Raw genomic sequence first — 16,502 nt, forward strand, 5'->3', positions numbered from 1 at the left:
CCCGGATCGAAAAATCCGGGCGTCAGCGGTGTCAGACCAGACTCTCGGGGTCCAGGCGATCGATGGCGTAGGGCAGGTGCAGAAGCTTCAGGCGTTGATCCTCGCAGCTGAGGGCGGCCTCATCGGCGCGGGTGTTCAGCACCGCCAGTACCTCGGCCTGCCCATAGGCATCGAGGGCGCTTGCCACCACCTCGCCCTGGCGCTTGCCGCTTTCGTCGATCACCTCGCTGCCCAGCGGCGGTAGTCGAGTTCCCTCGAGCTGGGCGCGATACAGGCGCTTCTTGACCTGGCCGCGGAAGTGGGCGCGAGCCACCACTTCCTGACCGGTGTAGCAACCTTTCTTGAAACTGATGCCCGCCAGCGCCTCCCAGTTGAGCATCTGGGGCAGGTAGGCGTCCTGCTGATCGGCGTCGATGAAACACAGACCCGCCTGGACGTCCGCCAGTCGCCACACCTGGTTGCCCACCGGCTGACACTGCTTGATCAGCCGAGAGAAAAAGGCCTCGGCCTCGCCTTGCGGCAGCATGATCAGATAGCGAGGGCGAGGGCCAGGCTGTCCGAGCACCAGGGTGTCGCCGTGGCTGGCCTGACGCCAGGGATCGGGCGGTGTCAGGTCGCAGTCGACCTCGGTCAGGGCGGGTGCCTCCTGGCCGATCAGGCCGATCAGCGCCAGGTCATCGCGGGGTGTCAGCTCGGCCTTGTAGAAGGCGGCGAACTTGCCCAGGTGCTGGGCCAGCGGGGCCACCAGGCTGCGATGCAGCACGATCCTGAAGCGTTCGTCATCGACCTTCATCAGCTGGCCGTTGGCCAGCATGCGACCCTTGGGGGTGCAGAAGCAGGTCAGCGGGGCGAAGTGGCCATTGGCGTGGGCGAGCTGGGCACTGGTCTGGCCCTGCAGAAAGCGCTCAGCGTCGGGGCCGACCACGTCCAGCGCGCCGAGATGGACCAACGGGGTGGCCACGGTGCTGTCCAGGGCGAGGCGGGCCGCGTCGGGGGTGTCGAAGTCGACCTGGTCCGAGCCGGTCAAGCGGCCGCCGTGGGCGGTGATCCAATCCGTCATGAGCAATCCTGTTGCGCGTATCGAAAAAGGTGAAGTTTGCGCCTGTCAGCAATGTGAGGGTGAGACGCCCCTTTTGCAAGGTACGGGCAGAAGAACCCGCACGGGCTGTCGTGCTAAGCTTTTTCTCCAGTTTCAAACTTACGTCACGATCTTCGGTCCTTCCGCTTCACCCGCCAAGGAGGCGCGCCTCATGTCCCAGCAATCCCTGACCTTCCAGGGCGTCGATAACGCCGACCAGGTCAATCAGATCACCACCGCCTTGATGATGCTCGACGGCGTCGACAGCGTGGAGGTCGGCCGCCATGGCGCCGAGGTGGAAGGCCGCGCTCGCCGCGAGGCCCTGATCGAGGCAATCAAGCGACTCAAGCTCGGCATCGAGGTGAAATGATGAGTATCGAGATTACTACCGAGAAGGATGGCAAGCTGCGCCAGCGGGTCAGCATCGAAAGCTTCGACGACCTGCTGGTCGATGTGCCCACCGCCTTCGGTGGCGATGGCCTGGCGCCGGACCCCCACGACTACTTCGATCTGTCGCTGGGGGCGTGCAAGGCGATCACCTCGCGCATGTATGCGCAGCGCAAGGAGTGGCCGCTGGAAGGCGTCAGCGTCACGGTCACCAGAGACGAGCGCGACGAGCGCAAGGGCGTCTATCGGCTCGATGTGGCGATGACCTTCCACGGCATCGAGGATCCCGAGCGGCTGGCACGGCTGGAGGAGATCAGCCACAAGTGCCCGATCCACCGCTTGATGACCACTTCCACGGTGGAAATTACTACGCGAACGCTGGGGCCAACGGCCCAAACCTGACGTCGGCGAGCGTGAGCGAGACTTGAAGTCGGCGCCAGCCGCCCCGATCTGGGTGGTGTCCCCCAGCAGGAGTCATGATGAGCAAGTCCTTTCGTCTGTCGTCGAAGTTCCAGCCTGCCGGTGACCAGCCGAGCGCTATCGAAAGCCTGGTAGGGGGGCTCGATTCGGGTCTGGCCCACCAGACCCTGCTCGGGGTGACCGGCTCGGGCAAGACCTTCACCATGGCCAACATCGTCGAGCGGCTGCAGCGGCCGACCATCGTCATGGCGCCGAACAAGACCCTGGCGGCCCAGTTGTACGGGGAGTTCAAGGCGTTCTTCCCGGACAACGCCGTGGAGTACTTCGTCTCCTACTACGACTACTACCAGCCCGAGGCCTATGTGCCCTCGTCGGACACCTTCATCGAGAAGGACGCCTCGATCAATGACCATATCGAGCAGATGCGACTGTCGGCGACCAAGGCCCTGCTGGAGCGTCGTGATGCGCTGATCGTGGTGTCGGTGTCGGCCATCTATGGCCTGGGTGACCCGGACCAGTACCTGAAGATGCGCCTGCACTTTACCCGCGGCGAACTGATCGATCAGCGCGGCTTTCTGCGTCGTCTGGCGGAACTGCAGTACACCCGCAACGACATGGACTTCAAGCGCGGTACCTATCGAGTACGTGGCGATGTCATCGATATCTTTCCGGCCGACGCCGAGGACGAGGCGGTCAGGGTGGAGCTGTTTGACGACGAGATCGACACCATCAGCCTGTTCGATCCGCTGACCGGCGAGGTGCGGGGCAAGGTGCCGCGCATGACCATCTACCCCAAGAGCCACTACGTGACCCCGCGGGAGACCATCCTGGCGGCGGTGGATCGGATCAAGGAGGAGCTGGTCGAGCGACTGACCTTCCTGCGCAAGGAAGACCGTCTGGTCGAGGCCCAGCGGCTGGAGCAGCGTACCCTCTACGATATCGAAATGATGCTGGAGCTGGGCTACTGCAACGGCATCGAGAACTACTCGCGCTACCTGTCCGGACGCAACCCCGGCGAGCCGCCGCCTACCTTCTTCGACTACCTGCCCGCCGATGCGCTGCTGTTCATCGATGAGTCCCACGTCAGTGTGCCCCAGGTGGGCGGCATGTACCGCGGTGACCGCTCGCGCAAGGAGACCCTGGTCGAGTACGGCTTCCGACTGCCGTCGGCGCTGGACAACCGTCCGATGAAGTTCGAGGAGTGGGAGCGGATCTCGCCCCAGACCATCTTCGTCTCGGCCACGCCGGGCCCCTACGAGGCCGAGCACGCCGGCCAGGTGGTGGAGCAGGTGGTGCGTCCTACCGGGCTGCTGGACCCCGAGATCGAGGTGCGTCCGGCCTCGACCCAGGTGGACGACCTGCTGTCGGAGATCCGTCTGCGCACCGCCGTGGGCGAGCGGGTGCTGGTCACCACCCTGACCAAGCGCATGGCGGAAGATCTGACCGAGTATCTGGACGAACACGACGTCAAGGTGCGCTACCTGCACTCGGATATCGACACGGTGGAGCGGGTCGAGATCATCCGCGACCTGCGCCTGGGCAAGTTCGACGTGCTGGTCGGCATTAACCTCCTGCGCGAGGGGCTGGATATTCCCGAGGTGTCGCTGGTAGCGATCCTCGACGCCGACAAGGAAGGCTTCCTGCGCGCCGAACGTTCACTAATTCAGACGGTGGGGCGGGCCGCGCGTAACGCCAACGGCAAGGCGATCCTCTACGGTGATCGCATCACCGACTCGATGCGCAAGACCATCGACGAGACCGAGCGGCGCCGCGCCAAGCAGACGGCACACAACGAGGAACACGGCATCACGCCGCAGACGGTGACCCGCTCGGTGGCGGATATCCTCGAAGCCGCCCAGGCTCCGGGCAGCCGCAAGACTCGTGGACGCAAGGGCGAGCGCAAGGTGGCCGAACCGGAAGCGGTCTACGATCCCGCCAGCCTGTCCCCGGAGGAGCTGCGCAAGGAGATGACGCGGCTCGAGGACGCCATGAGCGAGGCCGCCGCCAATCTGGAGTTCGAAGAAGCGGCGCGCCTGCGCGATCGCCTGCATGGGCTCAGAGAGCGTCAGCTGGCGCTCGGAGCGGTATAAAGGAGGCAGCGAAAGCGGGGCGGGCGAACCTGGCAGTCCGTCCTGCCTTGACCGCGCTCCTAGTGCCTTTATTCGAACGTTATACCGTTATCTTGCCGATTGGCCTGATCTGCCGCCTGGCTGCCCTTGCTGCCCTGGCTGGCGCATCTTGTTCAATTGGCGCAGCGCAGGCTCGTTCTCCAGGGTGAGGCGGGATCTCCGCCAGCCGGCAAGCAAACGCCGGGTCAGTAGCGCGTTAAACGAACCGGCACAGACGGCTGCCGAGCCGTGGCGTAATGCGCTACACTACGGGCCCTCGCAAGCCCGCCATGACGCCTACGGGACGCCAAGAGAGCGGGCGTATCGACCCAGCCAAGGAGTCTGCCATGACCGTGATTCGCCAGGACGACCTCATCACGAGTGTCGCCGATGCCCTGCAGTACATCTCCTACTACCACCCCAAGGACTTCATCGACGCCATGGCGGCCGCCTACGAGCGGGAGGAGAATCCGGCGGCGAAGGATGCCATCGCCCAGATCCTGATCAACTCGCGGATGTGTGCCACCGGCCATCGTCCCATCTGCCAGGATACCGGCATCGTCACGGTCTTCGTCCATGTGGGCATGAACGTGCGCTTCGAGGCCGACATGAGCCTCGATGACATGATCAACGAAGGGGTGCGCCGGGCCTACAACTTCCCGGACAACGTGCTGCGCGCCTCGGTGCTGGCCGACCCCGACGGCAAGCGTCAGAACACAAAGGACAACACTCCGGCGGTGATCCACCACAAGCTGGTGCCTGGCGATACCGTCGAGGTTCACGTGGCGGCCAAGGGCGGCGGCAGCGAGGCCAAGTCCAAGTTCGCCATGCTCAATCCCTCCGACTCGGTGGTCGACTGGGTCATGGAACAGCTCCCCAAGATGGGCGCAGGCTGGTGTCCGCCCGGCATGCTCGGCATCGGCATCGGCGGAACCGCCGAGAAGGCCATGGAACTGGCCAAGGAAGCCCTGCTCGATCCGATCGACATCCAGGACCTCCAGGCCAGAGGCGCTGCCAATCGCGCCGAGGAGCTGCGCCTGGAGCTGTTCGACAAGGTCAACCGCAGCGGCATCGGTGCCCAGGGGCTGGGTGGCCTGACCACGGTGCTCGACATCAAGGTCAAGGACTACCCGACCCACGCCGCCAACAAGCCGGTGGCGATCATCCCCAACTGCGCGGCGACCCGTCATGCCCACTTTACCCTGGACGGCAGTGGGCCGGCGGCGCTCAAGGCGCCCAAGCTCGAGGATTGGCCGGAGATCACCCGTGAAGCCGGTGGCAACGTCAAGCGCGTCAATCTCGACGAGGTCACCCCGGAAGAGGTGAAGACCTGGCAGCCGGGCGATACCCTGTTGCTCAACGGCAAGCTGCTGACCGGGCGCGACGCGGCGCACAAGCGCATGGTCGACATGCTGGCCAAGGGCGAGTCGCTGCCGGTGGATCTGAAAGGGCGCTTCATCTACTACGTGGGGCCGGTCGATCCGGTCGGTGACGAAGTAGTGGGGCCGGCTGGACCGACCACCGCCACGCGCATGGACAAGTTCACCCGCACCATGCTCGAGCAGACAGGACTGTTGGGCATGGTCGGCAAGGCCGAGCGTGGTCAGATCGCGATCGAGGCCATCCGTGACAACCAGGCGGTGTACTTGATGGCGGTGGGTGGTGCGGCCTACCTGGTGTCCCAGGCGATCAAGGCCTCCAGGGTTGTCGGTTTCGAGGACCTGGGCATGGAAGCCATCTACGAGTTCGAGGTGGAGGACATGCCGGTGACCGTGGCGGTGGATAGCCAGGGTTCATCGGTGCACCAGACCGGTCCGGCCAAGTGGAAGGAAATCATCGCCGAGAGCGTCTGATCTCCCCATGCCATGTCTCGCCCTGGTGCACGGCGAGACACGATAGGCGGCCCCGTCATCTGGCGGGGCCGCCTGCGTTACGGGTATGCTGGAGTCCGCAATAACGCTAGCAAGTGCGCCCCGGCCGATGTGGTGCGGTGTCACACGGATGGAGACCTTCGATGACCTCATGGCTACTTGGCCTGGCCATCTTTCTGATTCACCTGGGCGGGGCCATCTCCGCCGTGCTCGCGCTGATGTCGAGTCGAACCTCTCAGGGGGCGATCGCCTGGATCATTTCGCTGGTCGCCATGCCGTATCTGGCGTTGCCGGCCTACTGGGTCTTCGGCCGACCACGCTTCTACGGTTATGTGTCGGCGCGCGGCCAGCGCGATACGCTGCTGCGGCGGGTGTTGTTGCGCTATCGAGATCGCTTCGATTCCTATCTGGTGGGGGCCACCGACGCCGACGTCAAGGCGGTCGAAAAGCTTGCCATGATGCCGCTGACCCGCGCCAACTCGACGGAGCTGCTGGTCGATGGCGATCAGACCTTCGACAGCCTGTTTGCCGGTATCGATGCGGCCCGCTCTTATATCCTCATTCAGTTCTTCATCGTGCGTAATGATGAACTTGGCCGTCGGCTGCAGGAACATCTGGTGCGCGCGGCACGGCGTCAGGTACGGGTCTACTTCCTGTACGACGAGATCGGTAGCCGGCAGCTTGGCGACGGCTATCTGGGCGAGCTGCGCGAGGCGGGCATCCACGTCAGCGCCTTTCACTCCTCGCGCGGATGGCGTCACCGTTTTCAGCTCAATTTCCGCAATCATCGCAAGATCCTGGTAGTGGACGGTCGCGAAGGCTGGCTCGGTGGTTTTAACGTGGGGGTGGAGTATCTGGGACAGGATCCTCGCCACGGACCCTGGCGCGATACCCATCTGAAGCTGGTCGGGCCCAGTGTGCTGGGGCTGCAGGAAGCCTTCTGGGAGGACTGGCACTGGGCTACCGGCACCATGCTGAGTCTTTCCTGGGCGCCCCAGGTGGATCAGCCCACGCTCGATGAAGGCAACGGGCGCCATGTGGTGATCGTTCCCTCGGGCCCGGCGGATCCCCAGGAGACCGCGAGCCTGCTGGTCCAGCACCTGATCCACAGCGCCCATCAGCGTCTGTGGGTGACCAGTCCGTACTTCGTTCCCGACGAAGGCGTCCAGGACGCACTGCGCCTGGCCGCCATGCGCGGGGTGGATGTGCGCATCATGATGCCGGAACGTCCCGACCATCTGCTGGTTTTCCTGTCGGCCTTCGCCTTCCTGCCGGACATGATCCGCGCCGGGGTCAAGGTCTATCGCTATCAGCCGGGATTTCTCCATCAGAAGGTCATGCTGATCGATGACAGCGCCGCCAGTGTCGGTACCGTCAATCTGGACAACCGCTCCTTCCGGTTGAACTTCGAGATCACCGCCCTGGTGCCACATCAGGCGTTCGCCCTGGAGGTCGAGGCCATGCTGGAACAGGACTTCGCCAACTGCCGCGAGGTCAGCCTCGACGAGCTGCACTCGCGTCCGCTGTGGCGCAAGCTGGTGTCCCGGGCCGCCTACCTGCTGGCGCCTGTGCAGTAGTCTGTGCAGTCGCCGCCGCTGCCTTGCCATCCCCCGAGGCAAAAAGATCAAGGCTCTGCTGGAGGCTGGTCAATGTCTGGCACAGTGGCGCGCAGCGTGGCGGAGCAATAAAGCGTCAGTATTCCCTTGGGAAGGTGGGCGCTTTCCGGTACATTTAGCCGTTTTATCGGGCGGTCTGATGTGGCCCCTTCGGTCACGTTCAAGGCGATGGCGTCCCGTGTGGTTGGTGTCTTGACAAGGAGTGCTGGTGAATCTAGAAACGAAATGGCTCGAGGACTTCGTTGCGCTGTCCAACACCCGCAGCTTCTCGGCCTCCGCACGCCAGCGCCACGTCACCCAGCCGGCCTTCAGTCGCCGTATTCGCTCACTCGAACAGGCGGTGGGCGTCACCCTGGTGGATCGCTCGACCACGCCCATCGACCTGACCCCTCAGGGGCAGCTGTTTCTGGTGACCGCTCGCAATATCGTCGAGCAGCTCAACGAGTCCCTCGGCCATCTGCGCGGCCTGGCCATGGCCAACGAGGCGCTGGACGTGGTGGCAGCCCATTCGCTGGCGCTGAGCTTCTTCCCTCAATGGATCTCGCGGCTGCAGAAGGGGCTCGGGGAGTTGCCGACGCGGCTGGTGGCGATGAACGTGGGGGAGGCCATCCATGTGCTGCGCGAAGGCAACTGCGACCTGATGCTGGCCTACTACGACCCCTACGCCAGCATGCAGCTGGATGGGGAAGTTTTCCCCTCGTTTTCCATCGGGCGGGTCAAGATGATACCGGTGAGCCTGCCGGATGAGCAGGGGGCGCCGCGCTTCCCTCTGGAGGGTGACGACTCCCTGCCGTACCTGGCCTACACCCAGGGTGCCTTTCTCGGGCGCAGCGTGCGCATGCTGTTGAAGAATGACCCGCTGCGCATGCGCCTGCGCACCGTCTACGAGACCGCCATGGCCGAGGGGCTCAAGGCCATGGTCATGCAGGGCGTGGGCATGGCCTGGATACCCGACTTCTGCCTCAGGCAGGAGCTGAAGAGCGGGGCGGTGGTGCGCGCCGGCGGCGAGCAGTGGGATGTCCCGCTGGAGATTCGCCTGTATCGCTGCTCACTGGTGCATAAGCCTGGCGTCGAAAAACTGTGGCGCCAGATGATGAAGCTGCCGCGAGACTTCCTGGAGGCCTGATGCAGGTGCGATCAGGCCAACCACAGTCGGTAACGCACTGCATCGCTGTTCACACCTCCTGGTTTGCGTTCAGCAAACCCGGCGTCGAAAAGCTATGGCGCCAGATGATGAAGCTGCCGCGAGACTTCCTCGAGGCCTGATGGAGGTGCGATTGCCTCCCCACTGTCGGCAACGCACTGCATCGCTGCTCACACCTCTTGGTTGCATTCAGTAAACCCGGCGTCGAAAAACTGTGGCGCCAGATGATGAAGCTGCCGCGAGATTTTCTCGAGGCCTGATGGCTGTTGCTTGATGAAACGTTGCTGTCGACAAGCGCCTGTTGAGCATCAACTACTGATAGCGCTGCCTGGTCTGGTCTGGTCTGGTCAGGGCTAGCCTGGCGTTGTGTCGCTGTTGACGACCGCACCTCACCTTCTTATTGCGTATCGACATGCGCGCCGCACGCGGGGCTTGCAGTCCATGCTGTGGTCCTTGACACCTTACGCGTCCCCTCAGCAAACATCTCACGCCTGAGCCCCTTGTTGCCGTACCCCCTTGCTCCCTAATCCCCTTGCTCGCTTATTCCCTTACCCCCTTGCTCCCTAATCCCCTTGCTCGCTTATTCCCTTACCCTCTTGTCATCTATCGTCACGAGCCCATTTCTCGGCATGCCAACGTCTTGTCGTCGGCGGTTGTGTTGCGGAAAAACCGCCTGCTCTCTTGCCTGCGTTGTACGTCGCTAGAGTAGATTATCTACGTCTTTAACTCAGTCTTGTCCTGGATTGACGGGCTTTTCATGCCCGTTTTTGGTCCGTAAATACGCTCATTGGTTACCGTAATGTCGTGTCAATTAAGTTCGTAGCTAAAGGGGAGTGTGAACCTTTATTGCGGTGTTATCGCATCATTTTTGCTGTGCTTGATCTGGGTCAGTGAAGGCAGTGGCTGCCAGAAGGATTTGGTGCGTGGGCGATTGACCAGCTTGAGCAACAACGAACATAGTTGCTTACACACCGACAACAAACCTTTACGAAACTGTGCGGGTTCGAGTTTGTTTGGCCGACGCTTCAGGGCACAAAGGACAAAGGTTTTCATGGATGAAGGGAAGCCATCGACGATGGAATATCGCAACTCAACGTCACAATACGGTTTGAGGGCTACAAGGATGATCGACACAAGATCGCAGATCCAGAGCAGGAAGTTATCATCAAATCCTGTCAGGAAAGGAGCAGCATTTCTGGGGATGGCCGCGGTCATGGTGTTGTCAGGCTGCGCCGTGTCACCGCAGCCTATATCACCCGAGGCTCGCCAGCTCAGGGCGGATCAACTGCTTGCCCAGGTGACGTCAGATCAGGAACCGGTCGTCGCTCCCATCGATCTGTATTCCGCCATGGCACGGGCTATCAAGTACAACCTCGACTACCGCGTCGAAGTGATGGAACAGGCCCTGAGGGTCAAGGAGCTCGACCTTGCCCACTACGACATGCTGCCGAAGGTGGTTGGCAACCTCAATTACAATGGTCGTTCCAATGAACCGGGCAGTCGAAGCAAGTCGCTGTTGACCGGAAAGACTTCGCTGGAACCATCGTCATCAAGCGAACGCAACCAGTTGGCAACGGATTTGACCATGAGCTGGGACGTGCTCGACTTTGGTCTTTCCTACGTCAGGGCTCAGCAGCGTGCCGACGGTGTGATGCTGGCGGAAGAAAGCAAGCGCAAGGTGATCCAGAGGATTATCGAGGATGTTCGCGCCGCCTACTGGCGTGCCGTCAGTGCCGAAAGGCTGCTGACCAAGACTCGCTCACTGGAGGCCAGTACCGAGCAGGCCTTGGAGCATGCCCACAGACAACAGCATAGTCATTTGACGGCACCCTTACCGGCGTTGAGCTATGAACGGGAACTGCTGACGATTCGTCGTGATCTTGAGTCTCTGACGCGAGAATTGAAGGTGGCCAAGCAGCAGCTCGCGGCGTTGATGAATCTCTCGCCGGAGCAGCATTACGAGCTGGTATTGCCATCTCGTGACCTGGCCTGGGCCGGGATAGACCTGTCCTACGATGCGATGTTGAAGCTGGCGGTGATGAACCGGCCCGAGCTGCGCGAGGTGGCCTATCAGCTGCGTAACAACCAGCGTGAGGGGACCGCCGCAATTCTCGAGACACTGCCAAGTCTCAAGCTGTTTGCCGGCGCCAACTACAGCGATGACGACTTTCTGTACAACAGCGACTGGGTGACCTGGGGTGCCCACGCCAGCTGGAATCTGCTCAAGGTGTTCAGTTTGCCGGCCCGCCAGGAGCGTATCGAGGCCCAGAGCGAATTGCTGGATGCGCGCGGCCTGGCGCTGACCATGGCGGTGGCCACCCAGGTGTCGGTGACGCGTGCCCGTTACCAGCTACGTCGTGGAGAGCTTGATACCGCGCGTCGCTTCCTGGAAGTGCAGCGGGCGATCGAGGATCAGGTGTCAGCTGGGTATCAGGCTCAGCATGTCAGCGAACAGACATTGATCCGCGAACAGATGAATACGCTGCTGGCCGAGGTCCGTATGGATCAGGCGCTGTCCGATCTTCAGGGTGCCTATGCCAATGTGTATACCGCTACCGGCATAGACGCGGTGGACGCTGGCATGAGCAGTGACGAAAGTGTTGCCGAGCTGTCGGCCGATCTCCGCCGGTTGTGGGCCAGTCGAGGCGACGCCTTGGCTCTGGAGCGGGTGGGGCGCTCATGAACACGCGCTCGAGTCGTCCAGCTTCGCCGAGGCGTTCCTCGATGATACGCGACAGAGCGCTTCGCCTGGTGCTGCTGGGTCTGATCATGGGCGCTGGTGACGTCCAGGCGGGAGGCGAGGAGGTCCGCGGCATTCTCGAAGCGGAGCAGCAGGCAGTGCTGTCCAGTTGGATCTCCGCTCCTGTCATCGAGGTGCCCTACCTGGAGGGTAATCACTTTGCCCAGGATGAGGTGCTGGTGAGATTCGACTGCGCGAGGCTGGAGGCGGACCTGCATGCGGCTCAGGCTCAGGTGGCAGCAGAGTCTCGCAACGCCGCCGTTCAGCGAGAACTGCTGGAGATGGGGGCGACGGGGCGGGCCGACGTGGACATCGCCACTTACAAGGTGCGCGAGCTGCGCGCCAGTGTTGAATCCATTCACGAACAGCAGCGCGGATGCGAACTCAAGGCGCCCTTCGCCGGACGTGTGGTGGAGCCATTGGTTAGGACCAACGAAACCCCTCAGGCCAATGCTCCCTTGATCCATATCGTCAGCGATGGGGCCCTGCAGTTGCAGATGGTAGTGCCTTCCTGCTGGCTGGCCTGGCTGGCTCCAGGCAGCGATTTTTCCTTTGTCGTGGATGAAACCGGAGATCACCTGACGGCCGAGGTGTCGAGGGTCTCGGCAGCGGTGGATCCTGTCAGCCAGACGGTAAAGGTCATCAGTCGGGTCACGGATGTCCCACCGCGGGTGCTGCCGGGCATGAGTGGCCTTGCGCGCTGGAAGGCCGATGGCAGTCGGCAGTCGATATCGGATGCCGGTACCTGTCGTGGGAGTGCGACGACATGACGGTCGCACTTGGCTGTCGTCCCGCAGCGCCAGGAGTGGAGTGCAACGAGGGTAATCCGTCTGCCTCTGGTGACGCCAGGCAGGCAGCGCCCGAAGGCGGGGCGCAGGCAGGGGCAATGCGGCTACTGCGCGTCGAGGGCGAGTTGCGCCAGTGCGGCAGTCTCGATCAGTTGTGGTGTCATCTGGCCAACGAAGGGCATGGCCTGCTGGATGCCGATCAGTCGCTGGTGCTGAGCCGCTGCGGAACGAGGCGCTGGCGAGTACAGGCGGTGGGAGGCGTCAGCCGACTGGCCCGGGATAGCGCTCTGGTACGTGACTACGAACGCCTGGTTCGCCGGCTTGGGACAGAGTCGGGGAGCGAGCCTCGCTGTCTGGATATCCGGGCCGAGCAGGGGCGTGATGGTGCATCGCCAATGACGGGGCACGGGCTGTGGGTGCCGCTGACACAGGGGGGACGTTGTGTCGGTGCCGGCTGGCTGCTGGTGCGCCGTTCACCCTGGGATGAGGCGCATCAGACATTGGCGCGACGTCTGGCCGACGCCTATGGCCACGGTGTCTGCGCACTGCTCGGGAGCCGACGCAGCCTGCATGCGTGGAAACGCAGGGGCCCCTGGCTGGCCGCCTTTGTGGGGGTCGGCCTGGTGACGGCACTGGCCTTGGTCAGGGTGCCATTGTCGGTGCTTGCGCCAGCGGAAGTGGTGCCTGAGGCACCCTTCGTGGTGGCTGCGCCTCTGGCAGGCGTGGTCGAGAAGATCCTGGTGACACCGGGCGCGCGGGTGGCCCGCGGGGATCCGCTGGTGCAACTGGTGGATCTTGGCTTGAGAAACGACTTCGAAGTTGCCGAACGCAAGGTCCAGGTCGCCCGATCTCGCGCCTTGCGGCTTCAGCAGGCGGCGATCTCACGTGCAGAGGCCAAGCGTGAACTGGCCACCGCCCAGAGCGAACTGCGACTGGCGGAGGCCGAACGTGACTATGCCCGGCAGCGGCTGGGGGAAGCTGTCATCCGGGCCGAACGTCCCGGGGTTGCGCTCTACAGTGATCCACAGGATTGGGTTGGTCGGCCGGTCAAGGTAGGTGAGGCCTTGATGCAGGTGGCCGATGCGACGTCGATCGCCTTCAGGCTGGAAGTCGCCGCGCCCGATGCGGTCAATCTGGTTGCCGGAGCCAAGGTGAGTGTCTTTCTGGATGCGGCGCCGCTGGACCCGCTGGATGCATCCCTTGAACGGGCGTCTTACAAGGCCCAGCCCGATGCCAGTGGGGTGGCCAGGTTCGAGGTACTGGCCAAGCCGGAAACCCGAGATGGCTGGGTCCCGCGCATGGGGCTCAGGGGAACAGCCAGGATCCAGGGCACCCCGGTATCGCTGTTCTACTACCTGTTCCGTCGTCCCCTTGTTGCTGTTCGTCAGCTCACAGGAATGTGAATCATGGACCACGGTACCGGTACGGCCGAAGACATCGATGCGGCGATCCCTCTTCCTCCACTGCGCCAGGACCTGGAGCTGATAGCAGGGGGCGCGGAAGGCGAAGGGGCTCGGCGCTGGAAGATTCATGACCCGCTGGCCAATCGGTTCTTCGAGGTGGAACACCGGGTGGTGGTGGTGCTGAATCACTGGGGGGAGGGTACCCGGGAGGCGCTCCTGGCACGGCTTCGAATCGAGGGAATCGATGATGTCAGCCTGCAGGACGTCGAGCGATTGATCGTATTTCTCGATCAGCATGACTTGCTGGTATGCCGGCCAGACCACAGCTACCGGAAGGCATGGCATCTACGCTGCGCACGCCGACCGAGCTGGTGGAGCTGGCTGCTGCATCACTATCTATTCGTGAGGATTCCATTGGTGCATCCGGCACCGGCGCTTCAGCGCTGCCTTCCCTGGGTCGGGATCTTCTTCACTCGAACCTTCTGGCTGGTGACGCTGCTGATGGCGATCGGCGGCGGTTATCTGGTCTCTCGCCAGTGGGAGAGCTTTCTTACCACCCTGCCGGACATGTTCAGTGTTGCCGGTGCGGTGGCCTTCGGCGGAAGCCTTGCACTGGTCAAGACCCTGCATGAACTTGGCCACGGTTTCTGCGCCACTCGACAGGGGGCTCGAGTCGGCAGCATGGGGGTGGCCTTGATCGTGATGATGCCGGTGCTGTTTACCGACACCACCGATGCCTGGCGTCTTTCCTCCCGCCGCAAGCGTGTCCTGATCGACCTGGCCGGGGTGGCGGTAGAACTGATCATCGCAGTCTACGCCACCCTGGCCTGGGTGTTCTTGCCCGACGGTGCACTGCGCTTCGTGGCCTTCGCTTTGGCCACCACCGGCTGGGTAATGAGCCTGGCGGTGAACCTGAACCCGCTGATGCGATTCGATGGCTACTACCTGTTCAGTGATCTGGTCGGGGTGGCCAACCTGCAGGAGCGAGCCTTTGCCATGGGGCGCTGGTGGTTGAGGGAGTCGCTTTTCGGGTTTGGCGACGCTGTTCCGGAGTCCATGACGCTGGCTCGGCGCAGGCTCTTGATCGTCTACGCCTTCGCCGTATGGATCTATCGCTTCTTTCTTTTCCTGGGTATCGCCCTGGTGGTCTACCACCTCTTCTTCAAGCTCCTCGGGGTCCTGTTGTTTGTCGTGGAGGTGGCCTGGTTCATCGCCCTGCCGATCCTGCGCGAACTCAAGGTGTGGTGGACGCGAAGACGCGATGTCGGCTTGCGCGCACTGGGCACCACGCTGGTGATGATACTGCTGGCTGGGTTTCTTGCGCTGCCCCTACCCCATGAAGTGCGTATCCCCGCAGTGCTTGGCGCCGCCCGACAGGCACCGTCCTATTCGCCCAGGCCGGCCAGGGTGAATCGCGTTCTGGTCGAGGTCGGTGAGGTCGTGCAGCGGGGCCAGGTGCTGATGACGCTGGAGGCACCGGAGCTCGAGCAGATGCAGCGCACCACACATGAACGCCTCGCCCTGGTGGAGCGGCGACTCGATCGCCGCAGTGCCGACCGCGAAGACCTGTCGCAGAGCCTGGTGCTTGCCAGCGAGCAGGAAATGGAGCGTGAGCGCCTGTCAGGTCTGGCACGCACCCAGCACCAGTTGGAGGTGGTCGCGGCCATCGATGGTGTCGTGGTCGAGATGGCGCGTCCTCTGCATCCGGGGCGCTGGGTCGACGTCGACACCCAGCTGGCACTGGTGGCGTCATCCTCCTCGCTCGAGGCCAGAGGCTATCTGGATAGCGACGATCTGCGTCTGGTAGCGCCCGGTGATGCCTGCGAGTTCGTTGACGACCAGCGTCGCCTGGAGCCCATCGACATGCAGCTGTACAGCATGGCGTCGGCCGCATCGTCATACCTGGATGAAGGGCTTCTGGCGTCGGTGTATGGCGGCCCGGTGGCGTCCAGGCTCGATGAGGGCAGGGCCATCCCGGAACAGGCGGCCTTCGAGGTGACCGCCCTGACAAGGCATCCGGTGGTCGCCCCGCTGACCGAGCTTCGTGGAGAGATTCGATTGAAGGGGGAGCCCGTCAGCCTGGCGGTTCAGGCGGCGCGACGCATCGCCCAGGTACTGGTGCGCGAGTGGAGCGCCTGACCCCGAAAGACAATGTCCTGAGCGCACCGGTGCGCTCGCGAGAACTGATTCCAAGGTAAGGAGAAGAAAATGTCCAAGGACGACCTGCTGTTTCGTGAGCTCGAATCTCGTGTATTGCTGGACGCTGCCGGCGTGGCCACGGTAAAGGCGGTGGATCAGCACGCTGACAAGACGGCGTCGGCAGGGAATGATGGCGCCGCGCCATCTGAACAGAGCGCTGAATCCAGCGATGCCCTGACCCAGGCGCTTTCTGCGGTGGCATCGGAGCAAGCAGCGAGTCGGGACGCCGGCAAGGATAGCGACGGTGACGGTGTCGCCGATAGCGATGACATCGATGACGACAACGACGGAGTGATCGATACCAACGAGCGCGAGACGGACGACAGTACGGCGCTGGACACCAGTACCATCGCTAGCGACAAGGTCACCGACCTAGAGCTCAACGGAACGACCGTGTCCTTTGACGTCAGCCACACCGGCAGTGTCAGCGCCATCGACGACAGCGGTGAGATAGATTTCACCTGTGACGAGGACGGAGAGGCGTCAGTGAGTCTCACGGCCGATGCTCCTGTCGATTTTGTCATTACTTCGAAGCAGGGGAGCGAAGGACATTGGCTCGACTTTCCAGACAAGATCACCATCTCAAGTCCCGGAGCCGTCATTATCGTCGACGACCCCAATGGGGAGCTCGAGATCGCCGCTGGTCCTACTCGGACAGCATCACCTTTTCGGTCAAGCACAGCCCAAACGACGCCTACGACCAGGCCTGGTCGATTCGTGTGGTCAACGCCCAGCAGGTCAGCGTAGG

Annotated in this window: 14 protein-coding genes; 12 read left to right on the forward strand and 2 right to left on the reverse strand. The window is 62.9% G+C overall.

Features of this window, described 5'->3' with window-relative positions; all coding sequences use genetic code 11:
• Positions 1-31 precede the first annotated feature (31 nt).
• Positions 32-1,060 (reverse strand): folate-binding protein YgfZ, encoded by a 1,029-nt coding sequence (locus NKF27_RS09810; RefSeq protein WP_253556289.1) that lies wholly within the window; start codon positions 1,058-1,060, stop codon positions 32-34.
• Positions 1,061-1,250: 190 nt separating this feature from the next.
• On the opposite strand from NKF27_RS09810, the gene NKF27_RS09815 reads away from it, so the two are divergent.
• The 7 genes from NKF27_RS09815 to NKF27_RS09845 all read left to right on the forward strand — a co-directional run bounded on the left by NKF27_RS09815 (position 1,251) and on the right by NKF27_RS09845 (position 8,746).
• The gene (locus NKF27_RS09815) at positions 1,251-1,448 is read left to right on the forward strand and encodes a hypothetical protein (protein WP_045991458.1); all 198 of its coding nucleotides are present in this window, start codon (positions 1,251-1,253) and stop codon (positions 1,446-1,448) included.
• Positions 1,448-1,867: an OsmC family protein gene (locus NKF27_RS09820; protein ID WP_253556290.1), complete on the forward strand. Its 420-nt coding sequence runs from the start codon at positions 1,448-1,450 to the stop codon at positions 1,865-1,867. The genes NKF27_RS09815 and NKF27_RS09820 overlap by 1 nt, the downstream gene beginning before the upstream one ends.
• Before the next feature lie 77 nt (positions 1,868-1,944).
• Positions 1,945-3,975, forward strand: coding sequence for an excinuclease ABC subunit UvrB (uvrB, locus tag NKF27_RS09825; RefSeq protein ID WP_253556291.1), 2,031 nt, complete (start codon positions 1,945-1,947; stop codon positions 3,973-3,975).
• A gap of 365 nt (positions 3,976-4,340) precedes the next feature.
• The gene (locus NKF27_RS09830; protein WP_045991456.1) at positions 4,341-5,846 is read left to right on the forward strand and encodes a fumarate hydratase; all 1,506 of its coding nucleotides are present in this window, start codon (positions 4,341-4,343) and stop codon (positions 5,844-5,846) included.
• A 161-nt stretch (positions 5,847-6,007) separates the two neighbouring features.
• Complete coding sequence (gene cls / locus NKF27_RS09835) at positions 6,008-7,441, forward strand: cardiolipin synthase (RefSeq protein WP_253556292.1); 1,434 nt, start codon at positions 6,008-6,010, stop codon at positions 7,439-7,441.
• 247 nt (positions 7,442-7,688) lie between these two features.
• Positions 7,689-8,606, forward strand: a complete 918-nt coding sequence (locus NKF27_RS09840) for a LysR substrate-binding domain-containing protein (RefSeq protein WP_253556293.1) — start codon at positions 7,689-7,691, stop codon at positions 8,604-8,606.
• A complete protein-coding gene (locus NKF27_RS09845) occupies positions 8,606-8,746 on the forward strand; it encodes a hypothetical protein (RefSeq protein WP_253556294.1) in 141 nt (46 codons plus the stop codon). The genes NKF27_RS09840 and NKF27_RS09845 overlap by 1 nt, the downstream gene beginning before the upstream one ends.
• A gap of 721 nt (positions 8,747-9,467) precedes the next feature.
• Here the strand turns inward: NKF27_RS09845 and NKF27_RS09850 are convergent.
• Complete coding sequence (locus tag NKF27_RS09850; RefSeq protein WP_253556295.1) at positions 9,468-9,839, reverse strand: hypothetical protein; 372 nt, start codon at positions 9,837-9,839, stop codon at positions 9,468-9,470.
• Between the two features lie 19 nt (positions 9,840-9,858).
• Here NKF27_RS09850 and NKF27_RS09855 point away from each other — a divergent pair, with 19 nt between their 5' ends.
• The 5 genes from NKF27_RS09855 (at position 9,859) to NKF27_RS09875 (ending at position 16,501) form a co-directional block, all read left to right on the forward strand.
• Complete coding sequence (locus NKF27_RS09855; protein ID WP_253556296.1) at positions 9,859-11,307, forward strand: TolC family protein; 1,449 nt, start codon at positions 9,859-9,861, stop codon at positions 11,305-11,307.
• A 41-nt stretch (positions 11,308-11,348) separates the two neighbouring features.
• The gene (locus NKF27_RS09860) at positions 11,349-12,134 is read left to right on the forward strand and encodes an efflux RND transporter periplasmic adaptor subunit (protein ID WP_253556297.1); all 786 of its coding nucleotides are present in this window, start codon (positions 11,349-11,351) and stop codon (positions 12,132-12,134) included.
• A complete protein-coding gene (locus NKF27_RS09865) occupies positions 12,131-13,555 on the forward strand; it encodes an efflux RND transporter periplasmic adaptor subunit (RefSeq protein WP_253556298.1) in 1,425 nt (474 codons plus the stop codon). The genes NKF27_RS09860 and NKF27_RS09865 overlap by 4 nt, the downstream gene beginning before the upstream one ends.
• A gap of 3 nt (positions 13,556-13,558) precedes the next feature.
• Positions 13,559-15,694 (forward strand): HlyD family efflux transporter periplasmic adaptor subunit, encoded by a 2,136-nt coding sequence (locus tag NKF27_RS09870; RefSeq protein ID WP_253556299.1) that lies wholly within the window; start codon positions 13,559-13,561, stop codon positions 15,692-15,694.
• A gap of 69 nt (positions 15,695-15,763) precedes the next feature.
• Positions 15,764-16,501, forward strand: a complete 738-nt coding sequence (locus NKF27_RS09875) for a hypothetical protein (RefSeq protein ID WP_253556300.1) — start codon at positions 15,764-15,766, stop codon at positions 16,499-16,501.
• Position 16,502 lies beyond the last annotated feature (1 nt).

The sequence above is a fragment of the Halomonas sp. DN3 genome (genome assembly GCF_024137905.1).
Taxonomy (GTDB): domain Bacteria; phylum Pseudomonadota; class Gammaproteobacteria; order Pseudomonadales; family Halomonadaceae; genus Halomonas; species Halomonas litopenaei.